The 22,578-nt window shown below is 57.0% G+C and carries 21 protein-coding genes; 9 read left to right on the top strand and 12 right to left on the bottom strand.

From position 1 onward, the window contains the following. Window positions 1–130: 130 nt before the first annotated feature. On the top strand, window positions 131–1,447 hold the full coding sequence (locus NB063_RS07905) for a PGAP1-like alpha/beta domain-containing protein (protein WP_250928217.1): 1,317 nt from the start codon (window positions 131–133) through the stop codon (window positions 1,445–1,447). 109 nt (window positions 1,448–1,556) lie between these two features. On the opposite strand, the gene NB063_RS07910 is transcribed toward NB063_RS07905, so the two are convergent. Next, window positions 1,557–1,796: a response regulator gene (locus tag NB063_RS07910; RefSeq protein ID WP_250928218.1), complete on the bottom strand. Its 240-nt coding sequence runs from the start codon at window positions 1,794–1,796 to the stop codon at window positions 1,557–1,559. A gap of 239 nt (window positions 1,797–2,035) precedes the next feature. Between NB063_RS07910 and NB063_RS07915 the strand changes: the two genes are divergently transcribed. From NB063_RS07915 to NB063_RS07945, 7 genes are all read left to right on the top strand, one after another. Beyond that, window positions 2,036–2,521, top strand: a complete 486-nt coding sequence (locus NB063_RS07915; protein WP_261367260.1) for a low molecular weight protein-tyrosine-phosphatase — start codon at window positions 2,036–2,038, stop codon at window positions 2,519–2,521. A gap of 28 nt (window positions 2,522–2,549) precedes the next feature. Further along, window positions 2,550–3,791 carry a glycosyl hydrolase family 98 gene (locus NB063_RS07920; RefSeq protein WP_250928220.1) on the top strand — a complete coding sequence of 414 codons (1,242 nt, stop codon included), beginning with the start codon at window positions 2,550–2,552 and terminating at the stop codon, window positions 3,789–3,791. Window positions 3,792–3,799: 8 nt separating this feature from the next. Continuing rightward, on the top strand, window positions 3,800–5,812 hold the full coding sequence (locus NB063_RS07925; protein WP_250928221.1) for a S1C family serine protease: 2,013 nt from the start codon (window positions 3,800–3,802) through the stop codon (window positions 5,810–5,812). Then, window positions 5,793–6,848 (top strand): S1C family serine protease, encoded by a 1,056-nt coding sequence (locus NB063_RS07930; RefSeq protein ID WP_250928222.1) that lies wholly within the window; start codon window positions 5,793–5,795, stop codon window positions 6,846–6,848. The genes NB063_RS07925 and NB063_RS07930 overlap by 20 nt, the downstream gene beginning before the upstream one ends. Then, on the top strand, window positions 6,845–8,875 hold the full coding sequence (locus tag NB063_RS07935) for a S1C family serine protease (RefSeq protein ID WP_250928223.1): 2,031 nt from the start codon (window positions 6,845–6,847) through the stop codon (window positions 8,873–8,875). The genes NB063_RS07930 and NB063_RS07935 overlap by 4 nt, the downstream gene beginning before the upstream one ends. A gap of 122 nt (window positions 8,876–8,997) precedes the next feature. Then, window positions 8,998–10,002: an SPFH domain-containing protein gene (locus tag NB063_RS07940; protein ID WP_250928224.1), complete on the top strand. Its 1,005-nt coding sequence runs from the start codon at window positions 8,998–9,000 to the stop codon at window positions 10,000–10,002. A gap of 11 nt (window positions 10,003–10,013) precedes the next feature. Next, on the top strand, window positions 10,014–10,991 hold the full coding sequence (locus NB063_RS07945) for an NAD(+)/NADH kinase (RefSeq protein WP_250928270.1): 978 nt from the start codon (window positions 10,014–10,016) through the stop codon (window positions 10,989–10,991). 13 nt (window positions 10,992–11,004) lie between these two features. On the opposite strand, the gene NB063_RS07950 is transcribed toward NB063_RS07945, so the two are convergent. From NB063_RS07950 to NB063_RS07990, 9 genes are all read right to left on the bottom strand, one after another. Further along, entirely contained in the window at window positions 11,005–12,543 is a 1,539-nt protein-coding gene (locus tag NB063_RS07950; protein ID WP_250928271.1) for a zinc ribbon domain-containing protein, read from the bottom strand. A 14-nt stretch (window positions 12,544–12,557) separates the two neighbouring features. Continuing rightward, window positions 12,558–13,118, bottom strand: a complete 561-nt coding sequence (frr, locus tag NB063_RS07955; RefSeq protein WP_250928225.1) for a ribosome recycling factor — start codon at window positions 13,116–13,118, stop codon at window positions 12,558–12,560. A 32-nt stretch (window positions 13,119–13,150) separates the two neighbouring features. After that, on the bottom strand, window positions 13,151–13,903 hold the full coding sequence (gene pyrH / locus NB063_RS07960) for a UMP kinase (protein ID WP_250928226.1): 753 nt from the start codon (window positions 13,901–13,903) through the stop codon (window positions 13,151–13,153). Window positions 13,904–14,029: 126 nt separating this feature from the next. Beyond that, entirely contained in the window at window positions 14,030–15,058 is a 1,029-nt protein-coding gene (locus tag NB063_RS07965) for a beta-ribofuranosylaminobenzene 5'-phosphate synthase (RefSeq protein ID WP_250928227.1), read from the bottom strand. After that, window positions 15,055–15,660, bottom strand: a complete 606-nt coding sequence (locus NB063_RS07970) for a DUF447 domain-containing protein (protein WP_250928228.1) — start codon at window positions 15,658–15,660, stop codon at window positions 15,055–15,057. The genes NB063_RS07965 and NB063_RS07970 overlap by 4 nt, the downstream gene beginning before the upstream one ends. After that, window positions 15,657–16,532 carry an anthranilate synthase component II gene (locus tag NB063_RS07975; protein ID WP_250928229.1) on the bottom strand — a complete coding sequence of 292 codons (876 nt, stop codon included), beginning with the start codon at window positions 16,530–16,532 and terminating at the stop codon, window positions 15,657–15,659. Before NB063_RS07975 ends, NB063_RS07970 begins: the two co-directional genes overlap by 4 nt. Before the next feature lie 7 nt (window positions 16,533–16,539). Then, window positions 16,540–17,031 carry an ExbD/TolR family protein gene (locus NB063_RS07980; protein WP_250928230.1) on the bottom strand — a complete coding sequence of 164 codons (492 nt, stop codon included), beginning with the start codon at window positions 17,029–17,031 and terminating at the stop codon, window positions 16,540–16,542. Then, window positions 17,028–17,465: an ExbD/TolR family protein gene (locus tag NB063_RS07985; RefSeq protein WP_250928231.1), complete on the bottom strand. Its 438-nt coding sequence runs from the start codon at window positions 17,463–17,465 to the stop codon at window positions 17,028–17,030. The genes NB063_RS07980 and NB063_RS07985 overlap by 4 nt, the downstream gene beginning before the upstream one ends. 2 nt (window positions 17,466–17,467) lie before the next feature. After that, on the bottom strand, window positions 17,468–18,346 hold the full coding sequence (locus NB063_RS07990) for a MotA/TolQ/ExbB proton channel family protein (protein WP_407652568.1): 879 nt from the start codon (window positions 18,344–18,346) through the stop codon (window positions 17,468–17,470). Between the two features lie 214 nt (window positions 18,347–18,560). Here NB063_RS07990 and NB063_RS07995 point away from each other — a divergent pair, with 214 nt between their 5' ends. Then, a complete protein-coding gene (locus NB063_RS07995; protein WP_250928232.1) occupies window positions 18,561–18,749 on the top strand; it encodes a hypothetical protein in 189 nt (62 codons plus the stop codon). Between the two features lie 129 nt (window positions 18,750–18,878). Here NB063_RS07995 and NB063_RS08000 read toward each other — a convergent pair whose 3' ends face one another. Together NB063_RS08000 and NB063_RS08005 are read right to left on the bottom strand one after the other, a co-directional pair. After that, window positions 18,879–21,380, bottom strand: coding sequence for a DUF5060 domain-containing protein (locus tag NB063_RS08000; protein WP_250928233.1), 2,502 nt, complete (start codon window positions 21,378–21,380; stop codon window positions 18,879–18,881). 71 nt (window positions 21,381–21,451) lie between these two features. Next, a complete protein-coding gene (locus NB063_RS08005; RefSeq protein ID WP_250928234.1) occupies window positions 21,452–22,570 on the bottom strand; it encodes an isocitrate/isopropylmalate dehydrogenase family protein in 1,119 nt (372 codons plus the stop codon). Window positions 22,571–22,578: the final 8 nt, after the last annotated feature.

The raw sequence follows: 22,578 nt of genomic DNA on the forward strand, positions 1-22,578 counted from the left end.
TGGCGTCGGACGGGGATTTCTCGCTATCGGGTCGTTTGAGCGGAATCGAACCGGTAAGCTAAAGACTGCGTTCACGATTGTTTCCCATCGTGGCGCGGCATCCCTTTTCCTCACAACGACGCGACTAGCCATGAGACCCACGCCCCCTCACAGAATCGGCGGCTCGCCACTCTCTCGTCGAACCTTTGCCAAACTCAGCACGACACTGGCGATTTGCCTCGCCTTGGTTTTGCCTGCATTAACAGGCGATCGGGTTCTCGCCGACGACATTGTGCTGCAACCGAACGAATCGTCGATCGTGTGGGGAGACGAAGATGTCGACATGGTCCTCAAAGCGGATCCCGAAGGGAAAGTTCGCCTCCGCGATTTTCTCCGCTTGCTACGGACAGGGAAAGCCACATCGGACCAACAACCACTCGCCGCTTTGTTGCCCGATGTCGTTGTCGACCTGAACCGATTCTCATCCCGTGCCTTGATCGCAGGGGCCAATGCGGGACTTCGGGGCAATGGCACATTGATGATCGAAAAGGACAGCGACGGATCTCCGCTGCTGCGTCTGCGTTGCGATTTGAAATTCTTAAAGACCGAACGGCCTGAATTCGAACCAACACTCGAACTCGATGAAAAGACCGAGAACGACCAATCCATCGTGGTGCTTTTCTTCCATGGCTTTCATGGAAAAAGCGAATCGTTTCAAGCGATTCGCGGTCACTTCCGAGACACGGGACTGCGAACGGGATGCGTTCACTACGACGATCACGTCTCCGTCGCGACATCGGCAAAGAAGGTGGCCGCCTTGGTGGAGCAAAACTTCGCCGGTGATGCTTCCACGCGGCTGGCACTCGTCGGTCACTCGATGGGCGGATTGGTCGCCCGCGAATGGGTCGAAAATCCAGAACTGGCGAATCCACGTATCACTCATCTGATCACGGTTGGTTCGCCGCATGGTGGTTCCGAATGGGCGGAAGTCACACCCTTGCCCGATCTGGTCGTCAACGGCCAATTCACCCCGGATACCGTGCTCGGTGTGTTGACCAACCGCTCGACCACGCCCAGCGCAGAGGATTTACGTCCCAACTCGGCGTTTTTGCAAACACTCGCGTCGCGTCCGCGGCGAGACGGCGTGCGATACACGACGATCATCGGGACCGGCAGCCCAGTAGACGAAACGACACTCCAAGCGGTCCGAGCACGCTTGTTGGCCGAACAACAAAAAGCGAGAGGAGGCGTGCTGGAGGCAAGACTCTCCAAACTGGTCACTCAGTTCGACGCCGTTTGCACGGGGGAAGGTGACGGCGTGGTGTCCATCGAACAGGCCAAGATCCCAGGGGTGGACGACATCATCTATGTTGACTGTTCCCATTGGGAGTTCTTCGATTCACCGGAACCGGGAGCCGTGAATCCGGTTTGGGAGGCGGTCGCCAAGTGCATCGCCGCGACCGATTGAAAACGGGACGACTCGATCAAGTCGTCCCGGTAGAGCAAAAAGAAAGAGCAAAGAAGAGGGGAGGCAGAGCTAGCAGCGAATGCTCTCAACCCAAGGCGGCCAAACCGTGCTACGGGGTGACTTCCGAGTTTGCGCCCACCATGGAAGCTTCCTCTGCTCGGCGCAGAGCTTTTTCGACGCGATCGAGGAGGTCTTCGGTCGGCTCACGTCCAATACGAGATTGCTCATTCGCATTCGCAGTGAACTCGGCACCGCAATGTTGACAGGCGACCGTACAACCCAGCAGCGATGCTCGGATATCAATGCGTCTACCACAGGTAGGGCAAGACTGCGTGAATTTGATCGACATAACGAGATCTCTCCTTTCAACCGCTCACCGAAGCGGTAAATCCATTGGTTCAGGAAGATTCTAGCCCTTAGAAGCTACTTAATGCAACACTAATTACCCAAATTCACATTTCGTGATCGTCTCACACGTCGAAGGTTGGCCAAGGTGGCTGGCAAGTCGCGAGGTGACGTGGGATGATCGAGAAGCTCGAAAAGGCAGGGAGTAGGACATCCAAGTTATCACGATGGTTGGCGCATTTTATGAAAAAGGCAAGTGTTTTATTTGTATGTATGGGGAACATTTGCCGTTCCCCCGCTGCAGAGGCTGTGATGAAGTCAGTTGCGAAGGCCGCCCAACTGGACATTCGAATCGAATCCGCGGGAACGGAGGGATACCATGTCGGTGATCGTCCCGATTCGCGGATGATGAACGCCGCGGCCAAACGCGGTTTTTCCCTCGAATCTCGCGGTCGCCAGGTCACCGCAACCGATTTGGCCCGGGGTAGTTATGATCTAGTGGTGGCGATGGATCACGCCAATATGCGCCGATTAAGATCGATTGCCTCGACGGGAACCGACAATGTGAGGCTATTCTCCGACTTTCTCGACGAGGCGTGGCCCGAAGAGGTTCCCGATCCGTACTACGGCGGTGACGCAGGATTCGAACAAGTACTCGATATGCTCGAGGCGGGCTGTCCCCGCTTGCTCGAGTCGTTGACGAACAATCAAAAGGAAGACGATGCCTAGGCGATCGAGATACCACACCCCAAAAATAGTGAACAAAATAATCGTATTGTATGTAGCCACTTGGTTCATGGCACTCTTTACCGTCGCTAGTACCAACGAATTGCCAGCCCAAACGACGAGTGAAGTGAGCGTCACCACGTCTGACGGCAAAACCCTGACCGGCGATTTGGTCGCAATCGACGAGAGCGACCTCCACCTAAAAGAGGGGGTCAAGGTCGCAACTCTTCCGCTCGCGGATCTCTCGAGATTGCAATTCGACCGCTCCTCCTACCCGTCGCAGCCCATGCGTCTGCAACTCTCAGGGGGATCGCTGCTGAGCGTCACAGCGGTGACTTGGACGGATCAATCGGTCACGGTCACGCCGACTCGGCAATCACCGCTCACGTTCCCTGTCGAGCAGCTGCGGTGGATTCGTTTCCGGATGGGCAATCCGGCGACCGATCCGACGTGGTTGGGATGGATCGAGGAGAGCCGCCGCGGAGACCGCTTGGTCGTCCGTCGCAACGAAAAGGCCCTCGATTCGATCGACGGCACGGTGTTGGGGATCAGCCGAAAATCGGTGCGTTTCTCGATGCGAGGCAATGAAATCGAGGCGCCGCTGGAGAAACTCGAAGGGGTGATGCTGTCCAATCAGGGCGAAAGCGTTTCGCCGGCTGCGATTCAGTTGACGGACGCCTCTGGATCGGTGTGGGCCTGCGAATCACTGAGTTTGACACGCGGCGAGTCGGACTTGCGGGTCACACTCGCCGGCTCCATCGAACATCAGATCCCGGTTAGCCAGATCCGAGAGATTCGATTCGCCGGCGGGATCTTACCGTTAGCGGAAGCTGAAATCGCAACGTCCGGTTACGGCACCGAAACAACGACTTCGAATGCGTCCGCGGTTGCGATCGAGATGAAGAAATGGTTTTCGCCCGCCACTGAAGGCGGCTCGATCCAGATGCACGTCCCCGGTGAAATCACGTTTCGAATCCCCGATGGCTATCAAAAGCTGGTCGTCGCGGCCCGGCGAGACACCGACGTCAATCAGTTCATGGCGGTTCGTCTCCAAGTGCTACTTGACGATCGCGTTCAATGGTCGGGTGTCCTGCAAGATCGCGAATCACTCGGGCTCGAACTTCCCCTGGGCGATGCTGGACGACTTTCCCTAAAAGCGGCCCCCTTGCCCAAAGGCGACGATCCTAAGACATCGACGACGGAAACTCTTCCTGATTTGAGCGGGACGTTGGGTGGAACCGTCGAATGGTTCTCGGGACGACTTCTAAAATGAAATTCGACATGCATGTAGACCCAAAATTGCTGATCGTCTGTCTGTTTGCATACCTAGCTTGCTTCGGCGACAACATCGTCACCGCCGTCGCCGCGGAAAATGACGCGAGCGTCTCGGCTGGGTCAGCGGCAGCGAACAACACCGATGTGATTTGGCAAGTGGAACAGGAACGCATCGCAGCCATCGAACGGGCAATGCGTTCAACGGTTTGCGTTTTTGTCCCCGGAGGTGCTGGCGGCGGTTCTGGTGTACTGATCACCTCGGATGGTTATGCGTTGACGAATTTTCACGTCAGCAGCCCGGCCGGGACCTATATGCGATGCGGACTCAATGATGGAAACGTTTACGACGCGGTCATCGTCGGCATCGATCCTGTTGGCGACCTCGCACTCATCCAATTGCTAGGTCGTGACGATTTCCCGACCGCGGATTTTGTTCCCAGCCGCAGTGTGCAGGTGGGCGATGCCTGTTTCGCGATCGGCAATCCGTTTTTGTTAGCCACCAATCTGCAACCGACCGTAACGGCGGGCATCATCAGCGGGACGCAGCGGTATCAGTATCCCTCGGGAACGTTGTTGGAATACGGGAACTGTTTCCAAACCGACGCTTCGATTAACCCAGGAAACTCAGGGGGTCCACTCTACGATGCTCACGGGGATTTGATCGGCATCATCGGGCGGGCCTCGTTTGAAAAACGCGGTCGCGTCAACGTGGGCGTGGGCTATGCCATCTCCGGTGACCAGGCACAGAATTTCCTTGGGTCACTGCACAGCGGTCGGATCCTTGACCACGCCACTCTCGGTGCAACCGTTGGTACCGAAGACGATGGCAGCGTCCGGGTGACCAACATTTTGCAATCCAGTGACGCGTACCGACGCGGGTTGCGATATGGAGATGAAATACTCGAAATCGACAACCGCGTCGTGCAAACCGCAAACGATGTCCAAAACGTTCTGGCGACCTTTCCTGCCCAGTGGCGAGTGCCACTGACCTATCGCCAAGACGGACGCGTTGTTCACACGATCGTTCGTTTGGCGAGTGTTCACCGCGGCGACGAACTACTCGAAAAGATGAAGTCGGCATTGCCCCCGCCTCCGCCGGCACCGCAAAAACAGGAACCAGAAGTTCCAGATGAGGACGGGGGTCCGGATGAGAACGCGGGCCCCGATCAGAACGAGGGGGAAGACGATTCGAAAAAAGAGACCCCTGATGCCCCAGACAGCGAGGCCGAAAACCGCCCCAAGGATGCGTCCGGCGAGCCGATTCCATTGATCGCCGCAGAACGAATCGAAGAACGCAAAGGGTTCGCAAACTATTTCTACAACCAGAAACGGCAAACCGAGTTCATCGACCGGTTGCGGGAACAGTACTCGGATTTGCCGCCATCGGCGGAGGGTTGGAAGTTAACCGGGCGAGCGACGATCGCAAAAGACAAGGATGCGAAACTGTTTGAGATGATTGTTCGCGAAGACATTTGTGAGCTGACGATCGGCTCTCGGCGAGAGCGATTGGCGACCCCGGATGCCTACGTGCAAGCAATCGATTCCGGCGCCGCGGGCAGCATCATGGCGAGCATGCGATCGCTACAGCGGATGCTCAAAACGGGTCCGGAACGATTCGGCGACACTTACTACTGGGGCACCGCACCTTTGATGGGTCGCCCGCCTCTCAGGAACACGACGGTTGCGATCCACGGCGGTTTGGAATCGCGTTTCTACCAACATCCCGATCTCGGCCGTCTGGAGGTGATCGAGTCCTTTGCCGATCGCGATGGTGATCCGGCTGAGCTGTGGATCGATCCTCCGGCCTGGTTGCTCGAAACCGAAGCGATCAAGTTCACAGCGGTCCCCACCGAACGCGAGGATGACAATGCCGTTGCCAACGGCCCTCCAAGTGTTTTGCACTTGCGTTTTGGCATCGAACCGCTCGTCACACTGAATATCGAATCATGGACTGCAGCGGCGGCAGAAAGGTCCCCCCAACCTCAAGTGGAAAAAGTGGATGATGCGGTCAAGCAATAACCTAATCGCCGGCCTCGCATCGAGTCGTTCGCCGATCCTATTTGCGATCGCGATTCTGGGATTCGTCGCTCAAACGGCTCACGCTCAGCCTTCACTCGCGAGATCCAGTTCGCAGGTTCAGGACCGGGTCGTGAAAATCTATGGCGCCGGTGGCGTTGGTGGATTGGACGCGTACCAAAGCGGCTTCATCGTTTCACCTGCCGGCCACGTCGCCACAGCGTGGAGCAGCGTACTCGACGTCGATCCGATCGTCGTGCTATCTGATGGGAGACGATTCGAGAGCAAGATCGTAGGATTCGAACCTGCACTCGAACTCGCCGTGCTGAAACTTGACGCGGTCGATCTGCCTTACTTCGAAGTTCCCGCGGGATCGGCGGAGGCACCGGTTGCCCGCTGGGGCGATCCGATCCTGGCGGTTAGCAATCTGTTTAACATCGCAACCGGTAATGAACCGGCCAGCGTCTTGCAGGGCCGGATCGCAGCCCGCAGCAAGCTCGATGCCCGACGCGGTACGTTTCAAACCGCCTATCGCGGTGAAGTCTGGCTGCTGGATCTCGTAGCCAACAACCCCGGTGCAGCGGGTGGTGCTTTGGTCGATTTAGAGGGGCGGCTGGTCGGAATGCTCGGCAAAGAACTTCGCGACCGAAAAACAGGTGTTTGGTTGAACTACGCGATTCCTGCCGATGTGTTGCGTGGGCCGATCGGCGACATCATCGCGGGACGAAAAACGGTTTCGCCGGTCGATGACGACCCACTGCTCGCCCGCGACAAATCTCATAATTCAGACACCTTGGGAATGCGGCTGATTCCTGACGTCCTCGAAACCACGCCCGTGTACGTCGACTTCGTCAACTCCGATGGCCCGGCATCACGTGCCGATCTAAGACCAGATGATTTGGTGTTGCTGGTAAACGGCCGACGTGTCGCGCACCAGCGTGCCTTCCGTGAACAACTTCGTCGCATCGATCGCCGTGACAATGTGACATTGACGATCCAAAGAGAAAACGAAATCCTCGAATTGGTAATCCGCCCATGAGTCCTGTAACGGCGTTCCTGTTTCGTGCGTTTTTCGTATTGGTGGCATCATCCACGGTCGTTCATCAAGTTGGCGCCGAGGAACCGACATCGGCTTCGCTACGCTATCAACAAGCACTCGCTGAGCGTGTTCGCAGCGTTGCCGATGACGTCCTGCCATCGGTGGTCGGCATCGAAGTCATCGGCGTCTTGCAGTCCGATGGTGAAGTACGCCAGGACGCCCCGACATCGGGACTTGTAATCGACCGAGACGGTCATGTGTTGGCATCCTCGTGGGTGACACGTGGCCCGTCGGCGAGCATTATTGTTACGTTGGGAACCGGCGAACGTTTCCCTGCTCGCGTGGTTGCCGAAGACGAGCATCGCGAACTCACGCTATTGAAGATCGACCCAAAAGAGGCCGATTTACAACCGATCTCGATCGACAGCCTGGAGGGGAACGATGCCTCCAATCCTGCCCCCAAGGTCGGCGCCACGCTTCTCGCGCTGGCACGTTATGGCGAGGCGAGTGTGCCGATGATCAGCACCGGCGTCTTGTCCGCAGTCGATCGCCTTGACGGGACCGCGGTGCAGAGCGACGTGCGGATTTCGCCAGTTTTCTATGGTGGCCCGCTATTGGATCTGCGCGGTAACCTCGTCGGCGTATTGATTCCGGCCGTTGGTGAAAACGGAGCCGAAGACCCGACCGAATGGTATGACTCAGGAATCGCGTTTGCGGTTCCCGCCGATGTGATCGCGAAAAAGCTTGAGCGTTTGAAAGCGGGAGAGACCATCCGTTCGGGCTTGCTCGGGTTAGTCGTTGGTGGCGCCGATCCCTACGCCCCCGGCACCGAACTCGCAGCAGTTCGCAAACGCTCGCCCGCTGACAAAGCAGGATTGCTGGCCGGTGACAAGTTACTCAAAGTGGGAGGTCGCATCGTTCGACGCCGCCAAGAAGTGAAACTCGCGTTGGGTCGTTTCGACGCCGGTGAAGAAGTCACCATCGAATACGAACGCGACGGAGAGACTCGCACCACCACCGCGACTCTCGCCGAGGCAATCGAACCGCTCAAACCGCAATACCTCGGCATCACGTCCGACGGCACCCGCATTACTTCCGTGCTGCCAAAGTCGCCAGCCGACGGCATTTTGAAAGTCGGCGATGAGTTGAAGTCACTCGACGACACGCCGATCCAGGATGAGATCACCCTGAGACAGCGGATGTGGTCGGCCGATCCCCAAACACCGATCGCGTTGGAAATCCAGCGTGAGTCCGACGCGGATATTCGCAAAGAGATTGTACCTGCTCCGTGGGCAGGACCGATTGAGCGTTTGCACCTCGATGAAATGACAAAACAGCAAGCCGCTCAGTTCGTCGTCGAAGAGGAAACATGGACTTCCACAACACTGCGACTTCCTGACATCGTTAATGAAGCGTTGCTGTGGTCTCCGCCACTGGCTGTTGAAGCGGCGGGTGATGCGGACGCCGAACAAGTCACGGTTGCTCCCACCGCGTTGGCGATTTGCCTGATGCCGCCGTCGCAACGTGATTTGGCGGAGCAGTTGAAACAATGGAAAACCGTCGCTCGAGAAAACCGCGTCGCAATCTGTTTGGTCGCCAGTGACGATGAAGAGCGTTGGCAATTGTCTGAAATTGACGCGATCAGCAAGCTAACCGCCGCCGCACTGAAACGTTCAGGAGCGTCGCCCAGCGCGGTATCGGTGATCGGCCTGGGTGTCCTCGCGGGCCGAACGACCGATGAGGGTAAAGCGTCCGGACCCGGTGACTCAATGGCGCTGGCTGTTTCGCTCTCAACGGACAACGTCTATCACGGAGTCGCGATCCCCACCAACACCCAGCCGCCCGCTGTGCGTTTGCGGCGTGATGCACCGATGCGATTGCTGAGAGTGCTGGTAACGACGTCGCCAAACACCGAATTGCCATCCTGGACCGAAATCCTCGGTCGTCTCGGTTGTCCGGTGCAGACGGCAGATGAGATAGACCATGCAGGCCTTATGCGTTGGTGCCGCTCGCTGCTCGTCTATTAGCCGGCATGCTCGGCTTGGCCATCGTTCTCGATGATCGAGAAGCGGTGCGTCGACCTGAGTTCGATTACAATTGAAGACAGTCATGATTGCTGCCCTCATTTGAATCGAAGTGGTAACCGCGCATGTTAGGCATCCGATACCTGAAATCGACACCGACGACCTATCTGATGCGATTTCGCAACGGTCAGATTCGTCGCCAGGGTGCTGGCATATCGATGTTCTATTGGACGTTTAACTCGATCATCGTCCGCGTCAATTTGGCGAGTGAAGATTTGCCGTTTGTTTTCGAACAACAGACGTCCGATTTCCAAGTCGTAACGATCCAGGGCAACATGACTTACCGCGTCGCCAACCCGGAACAACTCGCATCCAAACTCGATTTCTCGATCGATGCACGCGGACGGTACCAATCGGATGATCCCGACTCGATCCGCGACCGGCTAATCCGAATGCTTCAAGTGGAAGCCTATGATTTTTCACGGCAACGCAATATCACAGAAATGTTAACCGCGGGACCGGAACTGACTCAGCGGCTGCAAACCTACGCTTCGCAATCGTCGATCCCAAACGACCTCGGTTTGGAGATAGAGTCGGTCGTGCTGCTGCAAATCAAACCCACCCCGGAAATGGAAACGGCGTTGCAGGCGGAAACACGCGAAGCGACGCTGCAGAAAGCGGATCAAGCCGTCCACGAGCGACGCAAGTTGGCGATTGCATCCGAGCAAGAAATCCGTGAACGCGAATTGCAAAACGAACGCATCACGCAAGAAAAACAACGCGAGGTGCGTGAAGCCCAACTCGCCGCTGACGTGGCGATCGAAATGGGCCGGGAAGAACTCGTTCGCCAACAAGCCGCCAACGAAAAAACGCTCGCGTCGGCGAGAGCCGAAACACTCCGACAAACTTTCGAAGCGATGGGCACGGTCAATTGGAAAACGATTGCGGCGAGTTCCGAGTCGACCGATGCCAAACAACTCATCGCGATGGCATTTGGCGAAATCGCCGAAAACGCACAGAAAATTGGGCGTTTGGACATTTCCCCCGACCTGCTGCGCGACCTGACACGCGGCGAATCGGATGCCCCCGGGAATTCGAAGAAGAGTTCCCGGCGTCGTGATTCGGAGTAGTTGCCGTGGGCATGAAACTCACTCCCAATATCGCGTTGGTGACGACGCCGACCCGGTTGGCAGGGCTGCTCGCAAAATTTGGCACGAAAGGATCGGCCCGGTTTCGGATGCAAACGGCACGTTCGACGTACCTGAGCGAAAATGTTTCGGCCGCCGCGGTGGTGCATGCCAACGCCGACTTCGATGAATACATCGACGAAGACCAACGGTATCTCTCGGCGGTCAAAACGATTCGCAACGAACTCGAAGGCCTCGGCTATCCCGTGGTCCTGGTTCCGCGAAACTACATCGCGAGCTTCTTTTTTCAGATGACCGAGGCGGTTGTGGTGGTCGGCCCTGACGGGTTAGTAGCCAACACGGCGAAGTATGCCGGTGACATTCCCATCATCGGTATCAACCCCATGCCGGATCGTTTCGATGGGGTGTTGTTGCCTTTCCAGATCGCCGAAGCACGCCGCGTGGTACACCGAACACTGGCCAAAAAAGCGACCGTCCGCCGCGTGACGCTGGGGGAAGTATCGCTATCAGACGGGCAATCGATGCTCGCCTTCAACGATTTTTTTGTTGGCCGGTCATCTCATGTTTCGTCGCGATACATCCTCTATTCGGGCACGAAAAGTGAAACGCATTCATCGAGCGGAGTGATCGTTTCGACCGGGGCGGGCTCAACCGGTTGGCTCAGCAGTGTCTACCACATGACCTGCGGTATCAGCCGAACGTTGGGTCTGGATCCCTCCTCGCCACCCCATTTACCCTGGGACACCAACGCGTTGCAGTGGGTCGTTCGCGAACCATTCCTCAGTCGCAGCAGCCAAGTGGAGATGGTGACGGGGCAGGTTCGTTCCGAGTTACCCCTGCGTCTGGAAAGTCTGATGCCAGAAGGCGGCGTGATTTTTTCCGACGGGATCGAATCAGACTTTTTGGATTTCAACAGCGGCACGATCGCGGAATTTCGAATCGCAAAAACGCAGTCAAAACTCGTGGTTTGACGCTACAACCGTTCTATCGTCGCTGGCGTTCTCGTTCGCGCTGTTTCTCAATGTCGTTCTCCATGGCTTCCGCGTTAACGGTGTGCCCGATTGCCAGGGCCAAGCGTCCGAGCATCGCGAAGTAGATAAACGTTGCGGCAACGGCGGTAAAGATCGCGACCACCGCGGCGGCCGGGGGTGCCATCAAACTGGCGGCGGCAAAGATTAAGAACGAGACGAAGAACACCACCGCGGAGGAAAAATAAAACCCGCCCCAAGCTTCTTCGCAGCGGGTCACACTCCGCCCGACATCCGGTGAAAAGGGGACAAAGGCGCTTTGCATGTCCAGCATCGACAGCAACACGAAGGGAAAGATTAGGAACGTGCTGATCATCGCCATGCACACCGTCGTCAGACTAACGCCAAAAGTCATCCATCCCAGAAACCAGCCAGGGCCGTATGCCAAACCCGCGGCGGCAAAGCAAAAGATCATCGGCGCAAACCATTCCATCGGTTCCAAGGTCACCGGCCATTCGGTGACGCTCTCCTCTTCATTGGCAACAGATTGCATGATCGCAAAACCGCAGGCCAACACGACGATCGCGAAAAAGCCGCCGGCGGCGAACAGCCCCACGACCAACATCGGCGAATCAATGGCGAGCGCGATAAACGCAATGACCGAAGCCAGCGTGGACAGAATGAGCCAGTGTGCCATCACGCCAATTTGCGTGAAGATCCCAAACACGGAAATCGCCCAATCGCGGATCCGAGGGACATCCAAATCGGGTTTTGGTTCGTCCTCTTCGACTTTCGACGCCGCCTCGAGCAATTCGGTCGCTGATTTACGAAACGGATCCGCTGGCCGGTCTTGATTCGATTTTGTCGACTCGGCGAACTGAAACGCCGGAGCCGCTTCCATGTCGATTTTCGCCTTTCGCGGAACCCGCGGAGGATCGGGAACCAATACCATGCTGTAGCAATCGCGACAGCGAACTTTCTTTCCCGCCTGAGCCGCGGTCACATTGGTCTGAGTCCCACAATTGTGGCAACGGATGCGGTAGTGCTGTTGATACTGGATTTCGTCGCCATCGGAATTGACACCCGCCGCCCGTTCATCAAACGACGCGGCGATGTCCTCACCGCTGGTATCCTGCGTGGCGTTTTCGTCCGGCCACACGTCCTGATCCGACGGAACGGCTTCAGGGGCAACCGGCCGCGGCTTGGCAGGCTCCAACGACAGCGAATCGACGTCCCACTCGTCATTCGCTGTCACGCCGCTCGCGGGCGGTGCAGACGTGCTCGCGGGTGCGGCTGGTTTCGCAGGAGCAGGCGGATTGGCGGACTGATCCAACGGTGGAGCGAGATTCAGCCAATCGTCGTCATCATCATCGCTCGCTGGGCGCGTCCCAGCTCCTGCCCCGGACTGACCTGCCTGACCACGGGCAGCGTTGCTGCTGTTGCCGCCTAATCCCGGTACGATGAATGGCTGGCCGCAGTACGGGCATTGCACACGACTGCCGCCTGCATCATCAGGGACTCCAACGGCAGTTTTGCACTGCGGGCACTGCACCATCTGCGGCACGTTAATTAAGCCTCCAAGACTTCAGCTTCGCGAGATTTCGCCGATTCGTTTACCGTGGCTTCGAATTTCTTGGTCAGTTCTTGGACCTGCTCTTTGCAACGATCACGATCGTCCTCGGTGAGCACGTTATCCTTTTCCGACTGATCGGCCGCTTTGTTGGCGTCACGGCGGATGTTTCGGATCGAAACCTTCGCTTCCTCGCTGAGTTCTTTAATGCGGTTGACCATCTTTTTACGAACTTCGGTCGACAAAGGCGGCACGTTGAGCCGGATAACGCGGCCATCGTTTTGAGGATTCAAACCGAGGTCGCCGGCAACGAGCGCCTTTTCGATCTCTTTGATTGTCCCCGCATCGTAAGGACGAATCAAGATTTGTTGTGGCTCGGGGGTACCGATTGAGGCGAGTTGTTTCAATGGCGTGAACGATCCGTACACTTCAACCTTGATCGAATCGACCAATCCAGGGTTTGCTCGTCCGGTGCGAATGCCTGCCAAGTTGTTCGACAAAACCGAGACGGCTTTTTCCATCCGTTCTTCGGCGTCCATGAGTATCTCGTCGCTGGTCATGTCAATTGTCTCCTGCTAGGTGGGGTTCCAGGTTAGTGAGTTTGTGAGTCTTTCGGATCACCGATCCAAGTTCCGACGGTTTCGCCACGGACGGCTCGCACGATATTTCCGTCCCGTTTGAAATTGAAGACCAAAATCGGCTTGCTATGTTCGCTGCACAGCGCGATCGCCGTGGCATCCATCACACGCAATTTTTTCGTGATCACGTCTTGGTATGACAGCTGGTCATACAGCACCGCGTGAGGATTGATCTCCGGGTCGTCGCTGTAGACGCCATCGACGCGGGTGGCCTTGAGAATCACGTCGGCGTCAATTTCGAGCGCCCGTTGTGCAGCCGCGGTGTCCGTCGTCACAAACGGACATCCGATCCCACCGGAGAGAATCACGACGCGACCTTTCTCCAGATGACGAATCGCGCGTCGGCGGATGAACTTCTCGGCAACTTTGTCGACCGGCAAGGCACTCATCACCCGTGTCGGCATCCCGATTGACTCGAGCGCATCTTGCAAGGCGAGCGAATTGATCACCGTCGCGAGCATCCCCATGTAGTGAGCGGTCGCTTCTCCCACGGTCGCGTTCGCCCCAGAAAACTGGGCACCACGCAAGATGTTTCCGCCGCCGTTGACGATCGCGATCTGGCAACCGGACTCGTGAGCGAGTTTGATTTGATTGGAAATCGTGGCCATCTCGGCGCCACTGATTCCACGTTTTCCGGACTCGGCCAAACTCTCGCCACTGAGTTTCAAAATCACGCGGCGGTATCGTAAATCAGCAGTTTCAGACACGTTGAGACATCTAGAACGGGGGCGAACGGGCAACCAATTTTAGGAAACAATAACGCTTGTCGGGCGACATTAGAACATGGGGCTCCACGGCAAGGCCGCAGTCGTTCTGTTTTTACCGTGTTTTTCCTAGCTCGAACCGCCGATGAAGGTTTCGAGCTGGCGACCGTCCGCTTTTGGGCGTGCGACGAGAACGTTGTATTGAGCCCCGCTCCAATCACAACGAAATTGCTCGGCAGACGCCTCGTCGGGATGCCACACGAACACCCCCGGCCCCCAACTGCTTTGGCCAACCCCATCGAACCCGGTTTCGATCAATCGCTCGATCAATCGAGTCGTCTCCTCACCGTTGTAGGCTCCGCCCTGCACATCGGAGAACAACTCGCCGCTGGATCGGTTGTACGCCGTTGTCGCCTCACAAAAGGACCGAAAGTCGCCATTCTCTATCGCCGGGACGAGTGCATCGGTCAAGAAACGAACCAACGACTGGCGGACATCATTCGGGACCGCCGAGAGAGCCGCAAATCGTGCCTGTTCCTGTTCCCCCGAAACCGACGCATCGGACGGTAGCGGCGTCGCGGGCAACAAGATGGCAACTCGCCACGCTTCGGGCAATACGAGCCGCAGATCCAATGCATTGAGTGAATCCGCATCCCGAGATGACTCTAAACCTTCGACGATGAATCCGCCCTCAAGATATCCGTGAGTCCCCACCGCAGAGCGCCGGCCCCGGTCAGCCGCGTGGAGCCACAGATCGCGATCGACGGTCAACACGTCCCCCGCGGAGCCATTCGCCCCCGAGGCGGTCGACACGCCGCGTGACGTGCGCAAGATTGCTTCCGAAATCGCCAGTGAAAGTTGCGTGCCACTGCCCAGTCCCGAGTGCGGCGGGGCGATGCTTTTTACCGAGACATGAACCGGCGGTAATGCGCCACTCGGGTGCGTTTGTTCGCCAATCCGCTGGGCGATCGCTGTTGCCCGTTGCAGATGGTCAACCGACGTTGCGACTTGTGAAAACTCGAAACAATCCGAAGGGCGAGCCTCCACAATCGTCTCGGGTTGATCGATCATCACGCCACATCCGCCAAACGGACTGGCAATGTCCAGCAACCCAAAATGCAATCGGGCCCCCGTGATAATGCGCACCGATTCATTCATGCCGAACTCTCGGCCATCGCGAGTAATCGTTTGTGGATATACGTGACCACAAGTTCAAACGCCGCATGCTCGTCTGGCCCGGCCGTCTTTTCAACCGGAACACGCAACCGGTGAATCGCTTCACGGATCTGTGCCGCGTCGATCAATCCGATTCGCGTCGCCAGAATCGCGGCTTCGATCACCGCGTGTTTCGCACGATTAAAACCAAAGAACGGTCGCACGCTTCCTTCGCCCACGCAGCGGGCGGTCAATTCGTGCCGTGGAGCTTCGCCGGCCCGATGGGTGACTTCGATTGCGAACCAGCGATGACAATCGATCAATCGGAAATACTCTTCCGAGACGTTTTCTGCTGGACACACCAACCCGACAGGATCGACATCACCAACCGCCGCCCGGGCGAGCAACAACACGTCATCGGTGACATGAATCACCGCCTTTCCCGACGCCAGCAGATTACGACAAGTCCGTGATCCTTCGTAGGGACGCAGCAAAAAAGTCGGCAGCGTTTCGCCTTCGCGGGGTTCCTGAACGACCGGCCCCATCGGTGCGATGTTCACGCGTCCGTCGGGACTCAGGGTGGTCACGATCGACTCGAGAATCATCTCCCGCCCTCGTTAGCGGGCGGCGACTGCGGCGACGAAGCGTCCGCAACCGGAGAACGCCGCGGACTCAGTTGACGTGACGCGGCGATCGACACGGTCGGAAACGGTGCCGTGCGGTAAGCAACCACCGCAGTCTCGGCCGATACCGTCTCACCGCCTCTTTCAACGTGACCGTAGTTGTCGAGTGAAACTTCCGGGAGCATCGTATCGGACATCCACACGACGGGTCGGCCCGATCCAAACGTCGCGCCACGAATACGACGAGCCCGCTCATGGTGTCGGTCGACCAGCGCAAAGAAATTCTTGATCAGGTCGTGACCATGCTCGGTCAATAACGACTCGGGGTGGAACTGCACACCATGCACGCAGCGGGCATGATCTGAGATCCCCATCACGACCGAATCAGGAGACATTGATCCTGCCGGATGAGTCGTTGTCCATGCGGTCAGCTCGAGCGATCCGGACAAGGTCGCCGCGTCAACACATAGCGAGTGATACCGACCGACGATCATCGGATTTGGTAGCCCAGCAAACACGCCGGTAGCATCATGATGAATTTGCGATGCGATCGCGTGGGCGGGTGGCGACCGCGTCACGACTCCACCATAAGCGGCCGCTATCGCTTGGTGCCCGAGACAAATGCCAAGAATCGGAATTTCACCCGCAAGCAACTTCACCACTTCGAGGCAACACCCCGCCTGCTCGGGCCGATGGGGTCCCGGCGACAGAATGATCGCCTCGGGTTGCATTTGATAACACTGGGCCGCGGTGATCGCATCGCTGCGGATCACCCGCGTTGCTTTGCCCGCCAGACGCAGATAACGGGCGACGTTGTGAACGAAGGAGTCGTAGTTGTCCAATAACAGGATCAAGATCGAGTTACCGTCGCGGTTTGGCGAATTTGATTCTCTCGATCAATTTAACCACCTGATCGCCATCTTTGTAACCACTGACTGCCGTAATGGCGCGAATCACATACTCGTATCGCAAATTGAAATCGGTATCGATTTCGACTTCAGGCCCCTCGCCAGCTTCCTCGGGCACGGGAGCGGATGAACCGATTTGCCCGATAATGGTGCCCCGAAGTTTGTCGAATGCCTCCGGCCCGTTACCCATTTGAATGTCATTGAGCTCCATGCCCGCCAGCGTTCCGTTGTCGTCGGCTCGCAATCGCAGCTTTAATGGCAATTCCGTCGGATCAATCGTGCTGTTGGAGGATCCAGCTAACGGCATCTTGACGCTGAAATCGCCCTCCATCTCGACGATCTTAAACGTCATGACGAAGAAAATCAGCAGCAGGAACACGATGTCAATCATGCTCGTCATGTTCAGCTCACTCTTCTCGCCCGTTGGCGGGTTACGAATTTTCATGAGCGATCCTCTTTCACACGCAATGCAAAGTTAACCAACTTCGAATCCTGACAGACCCGGACCACCTCCTGAATCTCACCCGCGGCACAATCTTTGTGTCCCCGGATCACGACATTGGCGTCCCCGGGAGACTTGCCTTCACCGCGGATCACCGCCAATTCGCGGTCGAGCCCGATGCGGAGCGTCTCGGCGGTGTAGTCATCACCGCCCAGGTACACCCGTCCATCCGCCGCGACGTGCAAGACGATTGGGAAAACGAGCGGAGCTTCAGGCGGCTTGACGAGTTTACTGTTTGGCAAAACGACATGATCGTTTGCCTCGGTTTGGGCAAAATTGATCAACACCATGAAGAACGCGATCAACTGAAACGTCATGTCAATCATCGGCGTCATGTCGCCTTCGGCCATGTCCACCGCTTTTCGTTTGACTCGCATGATTAGCGGCCTCCGGCCTTGGGCGAGGAGTCTTCGAATCGGCTCATCAGGTTTTCACTTTCCACACCGACTTCGAGCAACAATCTGGCAACCCGGTTACGCAAAATATTATAAGCCGCGATCGCCGGGATCGCGATAAACAGACCCACAAGCGTCGTGAACAACGCCGTCGAAATACCGGCAGCAAGATCAGATGGCTTCGGCGTCGAACCGCCGTTGGCGATCACATCGAACGACGCGATCATCCCCTGAACCGTTCCGAACAGGCCGATCATCGGGCTCAGGTTTCCGATCAATGCCATGTAGCTCAAGCGGTGCTCGAGCTTCATGCTTTCCTCTTCACCGACTTCTTGCATTCCCTCGAGAGCCTTGGGGTAGCCGCGAGAAATTTTCGACAGTCCTGCCGCGAGTACCTGACCGAGAACCGACTCGTCACTCTTGGCCAAATCGTACGCACCCTGGTTATCGTTCTCATCGAGCCGCTGGCCAAACTCCTCGATCAGATCCAGCGGGCACAATGTGTCTCGCCGGGCGGCAAGCATGTTCATCACGAATAACGAAACGAGCGTCACCGAGAGGGCCATGAACACGATCAGGTAAGGAATACCAAGCGATTTGATGAACCAACCGAGCAACGATTGATTCGGTTTGGCACCGCCTGCATCCCCCGCGTCGTCACCGGCATCACCCCCTGGAGCTGGAGCGTCAGCAACCGGCCCTGGATCCGGATCGCCGAATTCCGCCGCCGCGTCGTCTTGAGCAAACACCACACCGCTCATCAGAGGACCGCACAACACCATGCTAACGGCCAAGACCACCAACAAAGAACTCATGCTCCAACCGGGCAAAACGTCGCTTATCCGCTCGGACATATTTTTCATCGGGGGTACCTTTGGCTGAATTCGGTGGAAATAACCCCAGCTGTGATCAACGGACCGGGGTTCTTACGTCGTGATTATGGGAAAACGAGCCCGCGTTGGCTGCTCCACATCGATAGAATAATCAACCACGCCCGCGCTGGCATCACCCCGCAGGGGACATTCCGGATCGCGAAGCTCCCATCTGACCACCCGAATTTCCCCCAAGGCAAGCCGAATGGATGAACGAGAGGAGGAGGAATGGCAAGACGCCAACGACTGGGATGACGAGGACTACGACGATTTCCTACAACGCGAGTTCCCCCAAACGTCCGGTCGCCGCAGCAGTGGATTGCCCGCCATTTGGCGTTGGACAGCGTGGGTTGTCCTGGCAATGATCGTCATTTTCTGGGCATTGGCGGCGTGATGCGGCTCTGGCCTGTCACCGAACCTTCCCAAAAACACGTTCCGACCAAACCGCGGCCTGACCGGAGACAAGCCGGACGGGCGAGATAGAAAGTTCTTCCAGTCGCCCCAACCGTTTGATCCGCATCGCTCATTTCCGAATCACAACCAACCAATCCTCTTTCGGACTTTCGGGGGCGGTCCCCAGCGAAACACGCCCGCCACCCTGCACACTCGCGACGGAGCCGGTGGCCAAGTCGCCACCACTACGTGGGTTGAACCACCGCACGCTGTACGCACCCTTGGCACCAGTAAGATCCAAATCGGTCGTTCCGCCATCGGGCAAGTAAACCAAGTAGACCTCGTTGGGCTTCGCAAAACAGAACTTGGAAACGTCCCGCTTTGGATTTCCAACCAACTCGTCGACGTTGGTCATTTCCCAAAACGGGATTTGATGATCGTGAAAGAACCCGATCGCGATCCGGCAGTAGTCCCAGCTTTGATCACGACTCCGCCAATCTTCGCATAGGATGTCATTCTCAGCGAACTGGTAACCGAAGTAATATTCGCAACCTCCGCCACCGGCCATCAACGTGCCCCACAACGTCTGCTTGCGAACCTTGTGCTGCGTGTACGCATACTTTCCTGAATTGTCATGCCCATCAAAACCCTTGTAGCCAAGGTCAGGGCATTGGGCATGGGCGGCCGAGCCGGATTCGTCAAACGCAACCACCCATGGTTTGCCAGCGTCCGCGGACGCCTTCACCCATTTCCATGTCTGCGCGTGAGTGGTTTCCAGTCCACTGTTTTGCAGCGAAGCACCGGTCAACCCCGACTGGTTTCCGAGCAACGGTTTGTAAACACGATCCTGCTGATCGGGAAATGTGTGAATCACGATCGGGTGATCGTACGCGTCGAGCGAAGCGATCCAATCGATCATCGCTTTTTGCTGAGCCGTCGACTGCGTGTTCTCTTCGCCGATGTTCCAATTCAGCGCCAGGTTATGAGCGAACCTGGCGACCAATTCGCGGCAGTACAGCTTTCGCTGCGGTCCGAGATCGCCACCATCTAAACTAGTCGGAACGAATCCGTCCCCTTTGCCTTTCTTGTTGTCGTCGTTCTCGGTCTCCTGGGTCTTGAAGTGGAGATACATGCCACGCGCGGTGCCGTGATCGAACACGATAGCCCATTGATCGAGTTTGCTGCAGTCATAGTGCATCTTGTCATCGCGATGAATGAACGGCCAAACATTGTCGCCGTCACCTCCCGCGTTGTAGGTCAAAAACGAAAACGCGTTGCAGCCTTTACCCGATAGATAGTTGATCGCCCCGATTAAGCCTTTGCCTTTCCCGTCTGACCAAGTCGGATCGCCCGATTGCCAATCCTTCACGTGTGGCGACCAGGTCTTTAGAGGAGCCTTTTTGGGGTTATTGGCCAAAGTATTGTCGAAGTCGGTAAATGCCAATAACGTCTCCGGTGCATCCGCACCCACTTTCAAGAAGTAATCCTTCGAACCTTCAAACTGCAGATAGTGTTTGCCGACGTAGTTCAAACGACCGCGGGATCGCAAATCGCGGCCGCGTTTGTCGCTCGGTGCAACCTCAAACTCGCCGGATTTCCCATCGTAGGAAGGCATCGGGCTTGCCGAACCATCAGGATCGATCGCCGCGTCTTTGCCGCTCACCATCGACACCCGGTACTGCCACTTTCCGGGACGATCGGCTGCGAACAGGGCCCGCCAAACGTGACCTGATTCGGCATGAGAATCTGCCGCGTTACCGTCGGCGGCGAAGAACCCTGGAATCTCGTACTGAGTCCCATCACGATGCGTGAACGTGACCGTCATGCAGTAGTCAGTAAACGGGTTCGGCGAGTTGTCCTTTTCGTGTGCGTACGGTCCCTGCAGATCTAAAGTGATCTTGTGCCATGTTTTTAATTCACCGCTGATGGCGACGGTCCCATCACCGTCCACCCCGCGGGGCATTTGGAGCGGTTGATCGCTTACTGGAGTCGTCGTCGATCGTGCTTTGCCATTGCCGGGGACACTATTCGATGTTGCGAGCCTTTTCCCCTTGGCCTGTTCTCTCATCACGGGCGCGGCCGATTTGCGGGTCGATTCATCGGCGGGCGTGAAAACGACAGCACTCCATCGGGCGCGACTGAACTCGGTGCCGTCGTTAGAACCGATCACCGAACTGACTTGGATGATCGCACCTTCGGTAATGCGGACGTTTTCCCAGGTGTGATGGAACGCTTCGCCTTCCTCAAACATGGAATCACTCAGCGCATTCGTGACGCGGGTGAGTTTTTCGCCATCGATCGCGATCGAGTACGTGGACTTTCCATCATTCTCGCCAACCGTTTTTAAGGTGACATGATAGAGGCCGGTGGGGTAGGGAAAGGTACGCCCGACGTTCGCTTGTTGGCGTTGATCCGGGTTGATTGCCAACCATTTCCCACGATCGAGATAGAACCCTTCGTTCTCCCCCTCGGCAAACATTTTGGCAGGCATTTCGAGCGTCACGCTCGGTTCCACGGCGGCGTTGGTTTTCTCTGAAACCGCCGTCTGAGCGTGAGCCGATTCCCATGCCGGGACCAGCAGCAGCATGAAAAGAATCAATCGCAATGGAAGGAGCAAGGCGTCAAAGGTCATTTGGTTACTCATGAAAGTGGATGTGTGGGGATCATCGTTTATCTACCGACCGTCGCATTTGCATGAGACGTTCACGCCGTCGCGGCACAACCTGTGTCACAGCTGATCGCATCGGCAACCGCCGTGGCGACATCGCTCGTCGAAGAATTGCCGCCGATATCTCGCGTTCGCACTTTGCCGTCTTCCAAAACTTTCGCGACCGCCATTTCGAGTCGGATACCAGCACCAATGGCGATCGGGTCGTTGTGTTGATCGCCAAGCCAATCGAGCATCATCGATGCTGACAGCATCGTCGCCATCGGGTTGGCAACATTTTTTCCCGCCAATTGCGGAGCCGTTCCGTGTGACGGTTGGAACAAGCCGTGGTGTTCACCGATTTCGCCGGACGGTCCGAGGCCCAGCCCGCCGACCAAACCGGCACCCAAATCCGAGAGGATGTCACCGAATTGGTTTTCCATTACGAGAACATCAAAGTCCCACGGGTTCTGTACGAGGTACAAGCTCATCGCGTCGACATACACAGCGTCACTGCCTATCTCCGGGTGCGTTTTCGCAACGTCGAAGAACACTTCACGGAAGAACGCGAGCGAGCGAAAGACATTTGCCTTGTCGACACACGTCACCATCTTTTTGCCATCACTGGGACGACCGTTTCGACGCTGCGCCAATCGGAACGCAAACTCCGACACACGCGATGTGCCGCGCCGTGTCACGACAAGCGTGTCGGTTGCGACTTCGTTCCCCACCTTCGCTCCACCACCGAACGACGCAAACAACCCCTCGAGGTTCTCGCGAATGATGACGAAGTCAATTCCTGGCCCCGTATTGCGGAGCACGCAAGGGGCCCCCGGATACAACTTCACTGGACGCACGGCAGAGTGCACATCGAGTGCCCGGCGTAGACCGACCATCATCGTCGGCTGTACTTCCGTACCATCCGGATAACGAACGTCTGGCAACCCGATTGCGGACAACAACACGGCATCCGAATCGATGCAGTCGGCCAACACCTCGGCGGGCAACGTTTCACCGGTATCCCGGTACAATTCCGCACCCGCGCGGTGCGAAGTCATTTTCAAGTTCAATCCGGGTGTCTCGGCAATGATGCGATCCAATACCACGCGGGTCGCTTCCATGCATTCAGGGCCGATTCCGTCACCGGGCAACAATGCGATTTGATAGTCTTTCATTAGATTCA

This window comes from Aporhodopirellula aestuarii, assembly GCF_023701485.1.
GTDB lineage: Bacteria > Planctomycetota > Planctomycetia > Pirellulales > Pirellulaceae > Rhodopirellula > Rhodopirellula aestuarii.

Bases quoted from the DNA above. Each gene is read 5' to 3' on its own strand.
- NB063_RS07905 (WP_250928217.1), top strand. From the start codon at position 131: ATGAGACCCACGCCCCCTCACAGAATCGGCGGCTCGCCACTCTCTCGT.
- NB063_RS07910 (WP_250928218.1), bottom strand. From the start codon at position 1,796: ATGTCGATCAAATTCACGCAGTCTTGCCCTACCTGTGGTAGACGCATT.
- NB063_RS07915 (WP_261367260.1), top strand. From the start codon at position 2,036: ATGAAAAAGGCAAGTGTTTTATTTGTATGTATGGGGAACATTTGCCGT.
- NB063_RS07925 (WP_250928221.1), top strand. From the start codon at position 3,800: ATGCATGTAGACCCAAAATTGCTGATCGTCTGTCTGTTTGCATACCTA.
- NB063_RS07930 (WP_250928222.1), top strand. From the start codon at position 5,793: ATGATGCGGTCAAGCAATAACCTAATCGCCGGCCTCGCATCGAGTCGT.
- NB063_RS07935 (WP_250928223.1), top strand. From the start codon at position 6,845: ATGAGTCCTGTAACGGCGTTCCTGTTTCGTGCGTTTTTCGTATTGGTG.
- NB063_RS07940 (WP_250928224.1), top strand. From the start codon at position 8,998: ATGTTAGGCATCCGATACCTGAAATCGACACCGACGACCTATCTGATG.
- NB063_RS07945 (WP_250928270.1), top strand. From the start codon at position 10,014: ATGAAACTCACTCCCAATATCGCGTTGGTGACGACGCCGACCCGGTTG.
- NB063_RS07950 (WP_250928271.1), bottom strand. From the start codon at position 12,543: ATGGTGCAGTGCCCGCAGTGCAAAACTGCCGTTGGAGTCCCTGATGAT.
- frr (WP_250928225.1), bottom strand. From the start codon at position 13,118: ATGACCAGCGACGAGATACTCATGGACGCCGAAGAACGGATGGAAAAA.
- NB063_RS07965 (WP_250928227.1), bottom strand. From the start codon at position 15,058: ATGAATGAATCGGTGCGCATTATCACGGGGGCCCGATTGCATTTTGGG.
- NB063_RS07970 (WP_250928228.1), bottom strand. From the start codon at position 15,660: ATGATTCTCGAGTCGATCGTGACCACCCTGAGTCCCGACGGACGCGTG.
- NB063_RS07980 (WP_250928230.1), bottom strand. From the start codon at position 17,031: ATGAAAATTCGTAACCCGCCAACGGGCGAGAAGAGTGAGCTGAACATG.
- NB063_RS07985 (WP_250928231.1), bottom strand. From the start codon at position 17,465: ATGCGAGTCAAACGAAAAGCGGTGGACATGGCCGAAGGCGACATGACG.
- NB063_RS07990 (WP_407652568.1), bottom strand. From the start codon at position 18,346: ATGAAAAATATGTCCGAGCGGATAAGCGACGTTTTGCCCGGTTGGAGC.
- NB063_RS07995 (WP_250928232.1), top strand. From the start codon at position 18,561: ATGGATGAACGAGAGGAGGAGGAATGGCAAGACGCCAACGACTGGGAT.
- NB063_RS08000 (WP_250928233.1), bottom strand. From the start codon at position 21,380: ATGACCTTTGACGCCTTGCTCCTTCCATTGCGATTGATTCTTTTCATG.
- NB063_RS08005 (WP_250928234.1), bottom strand. From the start codon at position 22,570: ATGAAAGACTATCAAATCGCATTGTTGCCCGGTGACGGAATCGGCCCT.